Below are 12380 nucleotides of genomic sequence, written 5' to 3'. Positions count from 1 at the left end.
CCGCGGAGCACGCTGCGGCCGGCCCTGCCCGCCTCATCTTCCGATTCCGGCGGGCTGCACCAGCTTCCCTAGCGACCGTCCTGCAGCGCCTTGTCGATGATCTCCGCGACGTCGGGTGACAGTCCGGTGACGCTGCGCACGCGCTCGAGCTGCACGCCGACGCGATCCCGGATTTCCGGGGTAAAGCGGCGCCAGCTCTCGAGCGCCCGCGCGACGCGCGACGCGACCTGGGGGTTGCGCTGGTCGAGCGCAAGCACCTGGTCGGCCCAGAACACGTATCCGTCGCCGTCCGGCGCATGGAACTCTGCCGGATTGGCGCGGAAAAAACTTCCCAGCAGCGCATAGACCTTGTTCGGATTCTCGATACTGAAGCCCGGATCGTCCATCAGCCTGCGCACCCGTTCGAGCACCGACGCGGTCTCGGCATCCCAGCGCCACGCGCCGGCCTGCAGCGCGAACCACTTGTCGAGCACGAGCGCGTCGTCGCGGTAGCGGCGGTGAAATGCGTCGAGCGCGGCCTCGCGCGCCGGATTTGCGCTGTGGACCAGCGCGGCGAGCGCGCCGAAGCCTTCCGTCATGTTGTCGAAGCGCTCGAACTGCGCGTGTGCCCGCTCGAGACCCTCGCCGACCCCGGCGGCGGCCAGATACTTCAACGCGAGGTTGCGCAGCGCGCGTCGTCCCGCATCGGCCGGGTGATAGCGGTACGGCCCGGTCACTTCATGCTTGCGGTAAAGCGTCAGCCACTCCTCGGCGAACACTCCGCCCAGCTCGCGCATCAGCGCCATCAGCGCCGCGCGCAGCGGCGCCGGGTCGGCCACCGCCATCCGTTCGAGCAGATAGGCTTCGGCAGGTAACGCAGCAGCCTGCGCCCTGAAGGCGGGGTCGAGCGCGTCGTTCGTCAGCAGAGCGCGGAAGGCGCGGACGAAAGCGGCCGGCACCGCCAGCGGACGGGCTGCGGCGGCGTCGGCAGCGAGCGCAAGGACGACCCGCTCCGCATAGCGCTGCGCCGCGTCCCAGCGGTTGAACGCATCGGAATCGTGGGCCATGCGGAACGCGAGACGTGCGTCGTCCTCGTCCAGATCGAGGATCACCGGGGCGGAAAAACCGCGCAGCAGCGAAGGCACGGGCTCGAAGTCGAGGTCCGTGAACTGGAAGCTCTGCTCCGCTTCGGTCAGCTCGATCAATTTCGTCGTCGCGCCGTGGTTGTCGGTCTGCAGCCGCAGCGGCAGGTCGGCGCCGTCCGGGCCGATCAGACCTACCGCGACCGGAATCACGAGCGGCAGCTTGTCGGGCTGGTCCGGCGTCGGCGGGGTGTGCTGCGTCAGCGTCAGCGTGTAGCTGCGGCTTTCGGCGTCGTAGCGCCCTTGCGCCGTTACCCGCGGCGTGCCGGCCTGGCCATACCAGCGCATGAACTGGTCGAGGTCGCGGCCGTTCGCTTCGGCCATGCAGTCGACGAAATCGTCGCAGGTCACCGCCTGGCCGTCGTGGTAGCTGAAGTACAGGTCCATGCCGTTGCGGAACCCTTCCGCACCCAGCAAGGTATGCAGCATGCGGATGACTTCGGCGCCCTTCTCGTACACCGTCGCGGTGTAGAAGTTGTTGATTTCCTGGTAGCTGTCCGGGCGGATCGGATGCGCCATCGGCCCCGCATCCTCGGCGAACTGCGCGGTGCGCAGCACGCGCACGTCGTCGATCCGCTTCACCGCCCGGGCCGACGCCGCAGCGGCCTCGCCCCCCGCCTCGGCCATCCGTCCGAGCATGTCGGCGGAGAACTGCTGGTCGCGGAATACCGTCAGCCCTTCTTTCAGCGTGAGCTGGAACCAGTCGCGGCAGGTCACACGGTTGCCGGTCCAGTTGTGGAAGTACTCGTGCGCGACGACGCTTTCGATGTTCTCGTAATCGACGTCGGTGGCCGTGTCGGGTTTCGCCAGCACGTATTTCGAGTTGAAGATGTTGAGGCCCTTGTTCTCCATCGCGCCCATGTTGAAGTCGCTCACGGCGACAATCATGAAGCGGTCGAGATCGAGTTCGAGGCCGAAAGTCTCCTCGTCCCAGCGCATCGAATGGATCAGCGAATCCATCGCGTGCGCGCTGCGGTCGAGATTGCCGTCTTCGACCCACACCTGCAGCAGCACCTCGCGCCCGGAGGCGGTGTTCACCCGCCGTTCGATCGACACCAGGTTCGCCGCGACAAGCGCGAAGAGATATGACGGCTTCGGAAACGGGTCCTCCCACCTGGCGTAGTGGCGGCCGCCGTCGAGTGGTCCCTGCTCGATCAGGTTGCCGTTCGACAACAATACCGGGCACGTCGCCGCGTCCGCCTCCAGCGTGACGGTGAAACGCGCCATCGCGTCGGGCCGGTCGGGAAAGAAGCTTATCCGGCGAAAGCCTTCCGCTTCGCATTGTGTGAAGAAGCCGCCGCGAGACAGGTAGAGGCCCGAAAGCGTGGTGTTCGCCGACGGGTTGACGCGGGTGACGATTTCGATTTCCGCACTTTCTCCCGCCAGCGCGATCTCGATTCCGTCAGCGGTCTGCGTCATTGCGCCGGGCGCCGGCTGCGCTCCGTTGACCGTCAGGTCGAGCAGCTCGATGTCTTCACCGAAGAGCCGCAGCGGAGCCGCGGGCGCGAGCGCGTTGCGCACGCAGCGCAGACGGCTTTTGACGATCGTCGCCACAGGATCGAGGTTGAAGTGAAGATCGAGGTGGTCGATCCGCCACGCGAGGGGCACATAGCCGGATCGAAGAATGCTGGGGGCGTTTTCCGTTTTCATTGTCGTCTCCGGTCGAGCCGGATCCATTCAGGCAAATTCAAAGTATACGCAGGATTGGCGACGGGACGAATGCGGCGCGCGGAAGGCCGCACACGGCACACGGATCGGGGAAGATCGTCGGCGGTTCGTGCCAAGGCGGCAGGGGCTGCTCCGCTGCCGCCGGGGAAGCAGCACCAGCCGCGCAAGTTTGACGCGGCGCGGGTCAGGCTGGCCGGAACACGATGCGCGTTCCCGCCAGCCGGTCATGCAGGAACTGGCGGTCGCGGTCGACGAGCGCCCACGCCAGCCCCACGCCGAAGCACAGCACGGAAGGCCAGGCGAGCGTGTAGCGCAGCCAGGCGGTCGCGACCGACGGCGCACGTCCGTCCGTCGCCCTCACGAGCTGCAGGCGCCAGGTCTGCATCGCCAGCGTCTGGCCGCGGCGCCGCCAGTACCAGACGAAGTACGCTCCCAGCACCAGGTACACATGCAGCCACGCGACCCATCCCGCGGGAGCGACGTTCAGGACGACGCCGAGCACAAGATAGGGAACCATGAACGTCAGCCCGAGCACGCCGAGCAGGAGCAGCGATTCGTACAACATGCTGGCGAGGCGGCGACGCAGGCCTGCCAGTTCGACGCGGGGGCGCTGCGGCAAAGGCTTGTTCAATCGAAGATCCAGTTCGGCGAGAGTTTCATTTGTCGTCCGGGCGCAACGGCGAGCGCGGCTCGGAGCGGCGATCGCGCTTGTCGTGCTGCGGCTGGCGTTCCTCCGGCGGGATGCTGCGGTAGCGCTGCCACAGCTCGGGCAGTGACTCCCGCTTGTCGGGAGGAATGTTGCGCAAAGTCCGGTACTGGTCGCGCGCGCGTTCGCGCTGCTCGGGCTGGAGATCGGCCCACGCTTTCATGCGGGCGCGGATGCGCTCCTGCTCCTCGCGCGTGAGCCGGCCATAGCCGTTGGCGATGCCGATCCATTTCTGCCGGTGGGGCTCGCTCATGCCGTTCCAGTCGTCGGCGAGCGGCGCGAGGATTTCCCTCTGTTCGGCGTTCAAATCGCGCCATCCCGGCGCTCCGATCGGCGTGACCGCTCCTGCAGCGCCGGCAAAAACCAGCGTTGCGATCAGGATTGCGAGTCTTGCTGCAGCCATGCCTTGAAATCCGCATCGAGATAAGCGTCGATCGGCAGGTCGTCGATCAACAGCGCCGTGTCCACTTCCTGGAGCGAATTGACGCGCGACCAGGTCACCCAATAATCGCCGGCAAGCACTGTCGCAAGGACCGCAAACACCAGTACGGCGGGCCTGAGTACGGCGGGAAGCATCAGGCGAAAACGAGGCTTCCCGCCGAAAAACCGTCCCGGCCTTCCGGCACGGGAACTCGCACGAAGCGCCTCTTCGCGTGCACTGCGCAGGCGGTCCGCGAGCTCGCCGTCGATTTCGCGAGTTGCGGCCGAAAGATGAACGGCGAGCTTGTGCCCGAACTCCTGTTCGTTCATAACACGATCCCCTTTGCCTTGAGGGCTGCGGCCAGGGTCTGCGTGGCGCGCGAACAGTGGGTCTTCACGCTCCCCTCCGAACACCCCATCGCAGCCGCGGTTTCGGAAATATCCATTTCCTCCCAGTAACGCAGCAGGAAGGCTTCGCGTTGACGATTGGGCAGGCGGGCGATTTCCCGCTCGATCGCCGCCATCGTCCTCGCGCGTTCGAACTGCGCGTGCGGCGTGCTGGCGTGGGCGGCATCGGAGTCGGCTGTCAGCGTATCGAGGGGATCGCTGTCGTCGTCGCCGCCCGACGTGAACGACGACAGCAGCGTGGTCCACGCGTTGCGCACCTTTTGCCGCCGCAGCGCGTCGTAGATCACGTTCTGCAAGATGCGCTGGAACAGCGGCGGGAGTTCGGCGGGCGGACGGTCGGCGTAGCTGACCGAGAGCTTGAGCATCGCGTCCTGCACCGCATCCAGCGCCGCCTCGTCGGTCCTCAGTGCGTATACGGCCTGCTTGAAGGCACGCTTTTCGACGCCTTCGAGGAAGGTCGAGAGTTCTACCCGGGAAGCCAGCTGTGAATCCTTCAGAAGCCCGACTGTTCAGTGCTTTGCTGCAATGCCGCGGCAGCCTTGACCAAATGTCGAGTGACCGGTAACGTTCGCCGTTTAGAACGTAACAATGAGCGAGTTTGTAATGGTGCTGACTGGTGCGGAAATTGTAATCAGGTGTCTTCAGGAAGAAAAGGTCGAATACGTGTTCGGCTACCCTGGCGGCGCCGTCCTCTTCATCTACGACGCACTCTTCAACCAGGACAAGGTACGCCACGTACTGGTGCGCCACGAACAGGCCGCAGTCCACGCGGCCGACGGCTTTGCACGCAGCACCGAGACCGTCGGCGTCGCGCTCGTGACTTCCGGCCCCGGCGCCACCAACGCGATCACCGGCATCGCCACCGCCTACTGCGATTCGATCCCGATGGTGATCATCAGCGGCCAGGTTCCGACCGCGGCCATCGGCCAGGACGCATTCCAGGAAGTCGACACCGTCGGCATCACGCGTCCGTGCGTCAAGCACAACTTCCTCGTCAAGGATGTCCGCGATATCGCGACGACGATCAAGAAGGCGTTCTACCTGGCGAAGACCGGCCGCCCGGGGCCGGTGCTGGTCGACATCCCGAAGGATGTCTCGATGCACAAGTGCGAATTCGAGTACCCGAAAGAGGTCTCGATGCGTTCGTACAACCCGGTGGTCAAGGGCCACCAGGGGCAGATCCGCAAAGCCGTGCAGCTGCTTCTCGAAGCCAAGCGCCCGATGATCTACACCGGTGGCGGCGTCGTGCTCTCGGATGCGGCCGAACAGCTCACGAAACTCACGCGCCTGCTCGGGTTCCCGATCACGAACACGCTGATGGGCCTCGGCGGATATCCGGCGAGCGACCGCCAGTACCTCGGCATGCCCGGCATGCACGGCACCTACGAAGCCAACATGGCGATGCATTACAGCGACGTGCTGCTGGCCATCGGCGCGCGCTTCGACGACCGCGTGATCGGCGATCCGGCCAATTTCGCCGAGGAGCCGCGCAAGATCATCCACGTCGACATCGACCCGTCGTCGATCTCGAAGCGCGTCCGCGTCGATGTCCCGATCGTCGGCGACGTCAAGGAAGTGCTCGAAGAGATGATCCGGCAGATCGAAGCCTCGTCCGCCCGCCCGGATGCCGAGACCGTCGGCACCTGGTGGAAGCAGGTCGACGAATGGCGTCGCCGCGACTGCATGAAGTTCAAGAACTCGGACGAGATCATCAAACCGCAGTTCGTGATCCAGAAGCTGTGGGAAGTGACCGGCGGCGACGCCTTCGTCACGTCCGACGTCGGCCAGCATCAGATGTGGGCCTCGCAGTACTACCGCTTCGACAAGCCGCGCCGCTGGCTCAACTCCGGCGGCCTCGGCACGATGGGCGTCGGCCTGCCCTACGCGATGGGGGCGCAGCTGGCGCACCCCGGCTCGCCGGTCGCATGCGTCACCGGCGAAGCCTCGATCCAGATGAATATCCAGGAGCTGTCGACGTGCAAGCAGTTCCGTCTGCCGATCAAGATCGTGAACCTCAACAACCGGTATCTCGGCATGGTGCGCCAGTGGCAGCAGCTCTTCCACGGCGAGCGCTACTCCGAGTCCTACATGGATTCGCTACCCGATTTTGCGAAGCTCGCCGAATCCTATGGTCACGTCGGCTTCAAGATCGAAAAGCCGGCCGATGTTGAAGGCGCGCTGCGCGAAGCTTTCGGCCGCAAGAACGATCTGGTGTTCCTCGACTTCCAGATCGACCAGACCGAAAACGTTTACCCCATGGTCCAGGGCGGCAAGGGCCTCACCGAGATGATCCTGTCCGCCGAAGACCTGTAATCACCGTTCGTTTCGCGGGGCGCGCCGACACACCGCCGGCGCGCCGTGCGGCGGGGCGCTTACCGGCCCCCGTCGCCGCGGATGCCGGCCTCCGGCAGTCCGTATCCGCGGGAGCACGGTTCAATCGTAGACCTCGAAAGAGAACATCATGAGACACGTCATCTCCCTGCTGATCGAGAACGAATCCGGCGCGCTGTCGCGTGTCTCGGGGCTGTTCTCGGCGCGCGGCTACAACATCGAATCCCTGACCGTGGCGCCGACCGAGGACGCTTCGATGTCACGCATGACCATCGTCACCTCCGGGTCCGACGATATCATCGAGCAGATCACCAAGCAGCTCAACAAGCTGGTCGAAGTCATCAAGGTCGTCGACATTTCCGAATCGGCGCATATCGAGCGCGAGCTGATGATCACGAAAGTCCGCGCAACCGGCAAGGACCGCGACGAGATGAAGCGCATGGCGGACATCTTTCGTGCCCGCGTCATCGACGTGACGGACACCTCTTACGTGATCGAGCTTACCGGCAGCCAGTCGAAGCTTGATGCCTTCATCGATGCCATCGATCCGGCGCTGATCCTTGAAATCGTCCGCTCCGGCGTATGCGGCATCGGCCGCGGCGACCGCATTCTGAAAGTCTGACGCCGAACTCATCTGCCAAAATCACCCGCCGAACTAACCATTTGCGACCGGTGCGAGCGCCGCTATCATGGCGGGCGCCGGAAGCCACCCCCCATCGAAAGCTGAAAGGAACAACATGAAAGTCTATTACGACAAGGACGCCGACCTCTCCCTGATCAAGGGCAAGCAGATCACCATCGTCGGCTACGGCTCGCAGGGCCACGCCCACGCGCAGAACCTGAAGGATTCCGGCTGCAAGGTCACCGTCGGCCTGCGCAAGAGCGGCGCCTCGTGGAAGAAGGCCGAAGCGGCCGGCCTCGACGTCAAGGAAGTCGCCGAAGCGGTCAGCGATGCCGACATCGTCATGATCCTGCTGCCCGACGAAAACATCCCCGCGGTGTATTACAACGACGTTGAGCCGAACATCAAGCAGGGCGCGACGCTCGCGTTCGCGCACGGTTTCAACGTGCATTACAACCAGGTCGTGCCGCGCGAGGACCTCGACGTAATCATGGTTGCGCCGAAGGGCCCCGGCCACACCGTGCGTTCGGAATACCTCAAGGGCGGCGGCGTGCCGTCGCTGATCGCGGTGCATCAGGACCGCTCCGGCAAGGCCAAGGACATCGCGCTGTCGTACGCCGCGGCCAACGGCGGCACGAAGGGCGGCGTCATCGAGACGAACTTCCGCGAAGAAACCGAAACCGACCTGTTCGGCGAGCAGGCCGTGCTGTGCGGCGGCGCCGTCGAGCTCGTGAAGATGGGCTTCGAGACGCTGACCGAAGCCGGCTACGCGCCGGAGATGGCCTACTTCGAGTGCCTGCATGAACTCAAGCTGATCGTCGACCTGATGTACGAAGGCGGCATCGCCAACATGAACTACTCGATCTCGAACAACGCCGAGTACGGCGAGTACGTGACCGGCCCGGAAGTCATCAACGAGCAGTCGCGCGCCGCGATGCGTGCCGCCCTGAAGCGCATCCAGACCGGCGAGTACGCGAAGATGTTCATCCAGGAAGGCCGCACGAACTACCCGTCGATGACGGCGCGCCGCCGCCTGAACGCAGCGCATCCGATCGAGCAGGTCGGCGGCCAGCTGCGCGACATGATGCCGTGGATCAAGAAGAACAAGCTCGTCGATCAGTCGAAAAACTGACCTGTCTCGAACCACAGGCCGGGTTCCGCGTCTTGCCGGAACCCGGCCTTTTTTTATCTCGAGTACATCATGTCCAATAATTATCCCCATCCGCTCCTCGCCCGCGAAGGCTGGCCTTTCATCGCGATCGCGCTGGCAGTCGCGCTGGTCATCAACGGCGCGGCGGGCTTCGGCTGGGCGCTGCCGTTCTGGCTGCTGTTCATCTTCGTCGTGCAGTTCTTCCGCGATCCGCCGCGGCCGATCCCGCAGGGCGCGAAGGACGTGCTGTCGCCTGCCGACGGCCGCATCGTCGCGATCGAGCCGGTACGCGATCCGTATCTCGACCGGGACAGCCTCAAGATCAGCGTGTTCATGAACGTGTTCAACGTTCACTCGAATCGCAGCCCCGTCGACGGCGAGGTTGTCGCGCGCTGGTACAACGCCGGCCGTTTCGTCAATGCCGCCCTCGACAAGGCCTCGGTGGAGAACGAACGCAATGCGCTGCACCTGCGCACCACGGACGGGCACGACGTCACCTGCGTGCAGGTCGCCGGCCTGATCGCACGGCGCATTCTGTGCTACGTCGAAGCGGGAGCGTCGCTCGCCCGTGGACAGCGCTACGGCTTCATCCGTTTCGGCTCGCGCGTCGATGTCTACCTGCCCCCGGGCAGCCGCGCACGGGTGACGATCGGCGACAAGGTCTCGGCATCGAGCACGATCCTGGCCGAGTTGCCCTGATTGCGCAGGGCATGCCATGACACCCCGGCGCTGCGCTAGAATCGGCATTCGGCATCCCGGCCCATAGCGGAACACGCCTCTTCATGCCCATGATCTCCCCCGAGAAACGCCGGCGCGGCATCTACATCCTGCCGAACCTCTTCACCACCGCGGCGCTGTTCGCGGGTTTCTACGCGATCGTCCAGGCGATGAACCTGCGTTTCGAACATGCGGCGGTGGCGATCTTCGTCGCGATGGTCCTCGACGGCCTCGACGGCCGAGTCGCGCGCCTGACCCACACGCAAAGCGAATTCGGCGCCGAATACGATTCGCTTTCCGACATGGTTTCGTTCGGCGCGGCCCCGGCGCTGGTGATGTACGAGTGGGCGCTCAAGGACATGGGGAAGCTCGGCTGGATCGCGGCGTTCATCTACTGTGCCGGCGCGGCGCTGCGACTGGCCCGCTTCAACACCAACATCGACGTCATCGACAAGCGCTACTTCCAGGGGCTGCCCAGCCCTGCCGCCGCGGCGTTGATCGCGGGGCTGGTGTGGGTGGTCATCGACAACGGCCTGACGGGCGAAGACGTGCGCTGGTTCGCCGCGGCGCTGACGATCTTCAGCGGCCTGTCGATGGTCAGCAACGTGCTGTTCTGGAGCGGCAAGAGCATCAACCTGCGCAAGAGCGTGCCGTTCATCGTCGTCATCGCGCTGGTGCTGGCCTTCGCACTGGTGTCGAGTTACCCGCCCGGCGTACTGTTCGCGCTTTTCCTCGGCTATGCCGTCTCCGGCTACGTGGTCTACATTTGGCGCTTCATGCAGCGACGGCGCACGCAAGAGGCGGCCGTCGGACCGCGAGACGACGAACCGCCGCCCTGACCCGGCCGCACCACCCCTGACGATTCGCCGGCGGATGCCGCTCCGTCAGGCGCGCAGTTCCGCCGTCAGGCGCTTCAGGTCGAGCGTGCGGGCACGCTGGACGATTTCCGGCGCGTAACGGTCCTGCAGGCCGCGCGCGCTGTCCGCCAGTTGCGCGAAACTCGTCTTCAGCGCCGCCGCGTCGAGCTTGCGGCCGTCCGCGTAATAGCGCTTCGCGACATGCCCGAGCGCATAGGTCGTCGCGAACGAGAACGCCGAGCCCGTCGCCTCGCTGCCGATCGTCCGGCCCGCGCGGCCGAGCATCTTGCCGAGCAGTCCGCCGACGAGCTTGCGGCCGAACTGCTCGACGTATTGCGACGTCAGGCCGACTCCGACGGTCGCAAGGAAATCGGCGATGTGCCGCCGGTCCAGTTCGAAGCCGTGCGCCTTGCCGACGCGATACACGAGCCGCGTCTGCAGCGGGATGATCGCCATCGACGCCAGCGACTCGGGCAGCAGTTCCAGCGCGCCGTTCAGGATCGCGGCGTTGAGGATCATCTTGTCGAGTTCGGCCTGGTCGGGTCCGGCGGCGGCGGGTATTTCCGGGATCGGCTTGTCGACCGGCGCTTCGGCAAGCGCGTCGGCGTCGCGCACGATCGCCGCCGACTCGGCCCGCCCGAGTCCCAGTACGCCATTCAGCCGGTCGAGAAAAGCCGTCTCGCCGGCATCATGCACGCCGTCCGCATCACACACGCCGACCGCCATCTCGAACGCGAGCTGGCGCAGTTCCGGACTGCCGAGCGCTTCGACCGCCTGCTCGAGGCTGATGCGCTTGAGCAGCACGTCCTGATACAGCGGCATGAAGTCGATGCCGGCTTGCGCCGACAGCGACTCGGCGACGCGGCGCACGTGCTCGCGCTCGCGCGGATCCTGGTGCCCGTCGGCGAACGCCGCCATCAGGCAGATGGTGATCAGGGAGCGGGTTTGTTCTGGATTCATCGATATCTCTCACGGTACTTTGGAAAATTCGAGGGCCGGGCATCGCGCGAAACTTACGCCGCCGGCAGAGTGAGCACAACGCGCAGGCCGCCGGCCAAGGCGGCGTCTAGCCGCACGTCGCCGCCGTAGAGATGCGCGAGATCACGCACGATCGCCAACCCGAGCCCCGAGCCGGGCGTGCGTTCGTCGGCGCGCACGCCGCGACCGAATACGGCTTCGCGTTCCGGCGCCGCGAGCCCGGGGCCGTCATCCTCGACGACGATCACGAGCTGGCTGCGCTCGACCGCCACGCGCACCTCGACGCGGCGGCGCGCCCATTTGCAGGCGTTGTCGACGAGGTTTCCGAGCATTTCCTGGAAATCCTGCTCTTCGCCGCGAAAAGCGGGTTCGCCAGCGCAGGCTTCGATCGCAATCTCGAGGTCGCGTTCCGCATGCAGGCGCTTCATCACCCGCACCAGCGATTCGACCAGCGGCAGGATCGCGGTGCGCATCCCGGGCACTTGCACCGCGGCGGCGGCGCGCGCCCGCGCCAGATGGTAGTCGACCTGACGCTGGGCGGCCGCGACCTGCTCGGCGACGAGACGTGCGAGCGGGCCGTCCTCGCGCGCCGCAGCGTTGCCGAGCACCGCCAGCGGCGTCTTGACGGCGTGGGCGAGGTTGCCCGCCTGGGTACGCGCGCGGCTAACCACTTCGGCGTCGTGCTGCAGCACTGCGTTGAGTTCGTCGACGAGCGGCTGCACTTCGTTCGGATAGGCGCCGTTCAGGCGCCGCGTGCGGCCGTCGCGCACTTCGGTGAGCGCACTGCGCAGCCGGCGCAGCGGCGCGAGTCCAACCGATACCTGGAGCACCACCGCAGCGACGAGACCGGCCGCCAGCACGCCGAGCGCGATCGCAAGCAGGCCGACGAACTCGCGTACCGGGTCCGTCATGCCGCGCTCGTCCGCGGCGACGATCAGGCGCAGCGACTCGTCGGGAAAAGCGGCCGGCCGGACTACGCGCTCCATCATCACCACCTGCGCGCGGTCCGGTCCGGCGATGCGGTGGACGTGGAGTTCGCCGTCGGCCGGGCTGTCGGCCGGCACGCGCAGCGTCGTGTCCCACAGGGAACGCGAACGCAGCACCGCGGGCTGCCCTGCGTTCGCAGCGCGGTCGATCTGCCAGTAGAGTCCGGAATACGGCTTCTGCAGCCGCGGGTCGCTCAGTTCGGCGCGCAATCGCGGGGTGCCGTCGATGGCGAAATCGAGATTCGCGGTGAGCTGGTCGAGATGGATGCGCAGTTCGGCTTCGAACCGCTCCGCGGCATGGCGCCGGAAAAGATCGGCGAGAACGAACCCGGTCAGCGTCAGCGTCCCGAGAATCCACACCAGGCTGCCGGCGAGCAGCCGCACGCGCAGCGAACCGGGCGGTGCGCCGAACATGT

General features: G+C 65.8%; 12 protein-coding genes. 5 read left to right on the top strand and 7 right to left on the bottom strand.

What is annotated here, in order from left to right; all coding sequences use genetic code 11:
- Positions 1–68: 68 nt before the first annotated feature.
- The 5 genes from pepN to pbN1_RS16570 all read right to left on the bottom strand — a co-directional run bounded on the left by pepN (position 69) and on the right by pbN1_RS16570 (position 4805).
- Positions 69–2771 carry an aminopeptidase N gene (gene pepN, locus pbN1_RS16590; protein WP_169201938.1) on the bottom strand — a complete coding sequence of 901 codons (2703 nt, stop codon included), beginning with the start codon at positions 2769–2771 and terminating at the stop codon, positions 69–71.
- A gap of 202 nt (positions 2772–2973) precedes the next feature.
- Positions 2974–3420 (bottom strand): RDD family protein, encoded by a 447-nt coding sequence (locus tag pbN1_RS16585; protein WP_169201939.1) that lies wholly within the window; start codon positions 3418–3420, stop codon positions 2974–2976.
- A 25-nt stretch (positions 3421–3445) separates the two neighbouring features.
- Entirely contained in the window at positions 3446–3898 is a 453-nt protein-coding gene (locus pbN1_RS16580) for a DUF3106 domain-containing protein (protein ID WP_169201940.1), read from the bottom strand.
- On the bottom strand, positions 3871–4245 hold the full coding sequence (locus tag pbN1_RS16575; RefSeq protein WP_169201941.1) for a DUF3619 family protein: 375 nt from the start codon (positions 4243–4245) through the stop codon (positions 3871–3873). The genes pbN1_RS16580 and pbN1_RS16575 overlap by 28 nt, the downstream gene beginning before the upstream one ends.
- Entirely contained in the window at positions 4242–4805 is a 564-nt protein-coding gene (locus pbN1_RS16570; protein ID WP_169201990.1) for an RNA polymerase sigma factor, read from the bottom strand. The genes pbN1_RS16575 and pbN1_RS16570 overlap by 4 nt, the downstream gene beginning before the upstream one ends.
- Positions 4806–4926: 121 nt before the next feature.
- Between pbN1_RS16570 and pbN1_RS16565 the strand changes: the two genes are divergently transcribed.
- From pbN1_RS16565 to pssA, 5 genes are all read left to right on the top strand, one after another.
- On the top strand, positions 4927–6636 hold the full coding sequence (locus pbN1_RS16565; protein WP_169201991.1) for an acetolactate synthase 3 catalytic subunit: 1710 nt from the start codon (positions 4927–4929) through the stop codon (positions 6634–6636).
- Positions 6637–6784: 148 nt separating this feature from the next.
- On the top strand, positions 6785–7276 hold the full coding sequence (ilvN, locus tag pbN1_RS16560) for an acetolactate synthase small subunit (RefSeq protein WP_053419588.1): 492 nt from the start codon (positions 6785–6787) through the stop codon (positions 7274–7276).
- Positions 7277–7391: 115 nt separating this feature from the next.
- The gene (gene ilvC / locus pbN1_RS16555) at positions 7392–8408 is read left to right on the top strand and encodes a ketol-acid reductoisomerase (protein ID WP_169201942.1); all 1017 of its coding nucleotides are present in this window, start codon (positions 7392–7394) and stop codon (positions 8406–8408) included.
- A gap of 69 nt (positions 8409–8477) precedes the next feature.
- Entirely contained in the window at positions 8478–9125 is a 648-nt protein-coding gene (locus pbN1_RS16550) for a phosphatidylserine decarboxylase (RefSeq protein ID WP_169201943.1), read from the top strand.
- Positions 9126–9208: 83 nt separating this feature from the next.
- Positions 9209–9982 (top strand): CDP-diacylglycerol--serine O-phosphatidyltransferase, encoded by a 774-nt coding sequence (gene pssA, locus pbN1_RS16545; RefSeq protein WP_169201944.1) that lies wholly within the window; start codon positions 9209–9211, stop codon positions 9980–9982.
- A gap of 45 nt (positions 9983–10027) precedes the next feature.
- Here the strand turns inward: pssA and pbN1_RS16540 are convergent, their stop codons facing one another.
- Both pbN1_RS16540 and pbN1_RS16535 read right to left on the bottom strand, forming a co-directional pair.
- Positions 10028–10960, bottom strand: a complete 933-nt coding sequence (locus pbN1_RS16540; protein WP_169201945.1) for a YcjF family protein — start codon at positions 10958–10960, stop codon at positions 10028–10030.
- A 53-nt stretch (positions 10961–11013) separates the two neighbouring features.
- On the bottom strand, positions 11014–12378 hold the full coding sequence (locus pbN1_RS16535) for a sensor histidine kinase (protein ID WP_169201992.1): 1365 nt from the start codon (positions 12376–12378) through the stop codon (positions 11014–11016).
- Positions 12379–12380: the final 2 nt, after the last annotated feature.

Origin of the sequence: Aromatoleum bremense (assembly GCF_017894365.1) — a bacterium.
GTDB classification, from domain to species: Bacteria; Pseudomonadota; Gammaproteobacteria; order Burkholderiales; family Rhodocyclaceae; genus Aromatoleum; species Aromatoleum bremense.
This window is presented reverse-complemented; position numbering and strand designations above follow the sequence as displayed.

Excerpts from the sequence above, each read along its gene's own strand:
- pepN (WP_169201938.1), bottom strand. The coding sequence starts at position 2,771 with ATGAAAACGGAAAACGCCCCCAGCATTCTTCGATCCGGCTATGTGCCC.
- pbN1_RS16580 (WP_169201940.1), bottom strand. The coding sequence starts at position 3,898 with ATGGCTGCAGCAAGACTCGCAATCCTGATCGCAACGCTGGTTTTTGCC.
- pbN1_RS16575 (WP_169201941.1), bottom strand. The coding sequence starts at position 4,245 with ATGAACGAACAGGAGTTCGGGCACAAGCTCGCCGTTCATCTTTCGGCC.
- pbN1_RS16565 (WP_169201991.1), top strand. The coding sequence starts at position 4,927 with ATGGTGCTGACTGGTGCGGAAATTGTAATCAGGTGTCTTCAGGAAGAA.
- ilvN (WP_053419588.1), top strand. The coding sequence starts at position 6,785 with ATGAGACACGTCATCTCCCTGCTGATCGAGAACGAATCCGGCGCGCTG.
- ilvC (WP_169201942.1), top strand. The coding sequence starts at position 7,392 with ATGAAAGTCTATTACGACAAGGACGCCGACCTCTCCCTGATCAAGGGC.
- pbN1_RS16550 (WP_169201943.1), top strand. The coding sequence starts at position 8,478 with ATGTCCAATAATTATCCCCATCCGCTCCTCGCCCGCGAAGGCTGGCCT.
- pssA (WP_169201944.1), top strand. The coding sequence starts at position 9,209 with ATGCCCATGATCTCCCCCGAGAAACGCCGGCGCGGCATCTACATCCTG.
- pbN1_RS16540 (WP_169201945.1), bottom strand. The coding sequence starts at position 10,960 with ATGAATCCAGAACAAACCCGCTCCCTGATCACCATCTGCCTGATGGCG.
- pbN1_RS16535 (WP_169201992.1), bottom strand. The coding sequence starts at position 12,378 with ATGTTCGGCGCACCGCCCGGTTCGCTGCGCGTGCGGCTGCTCGCCGGC.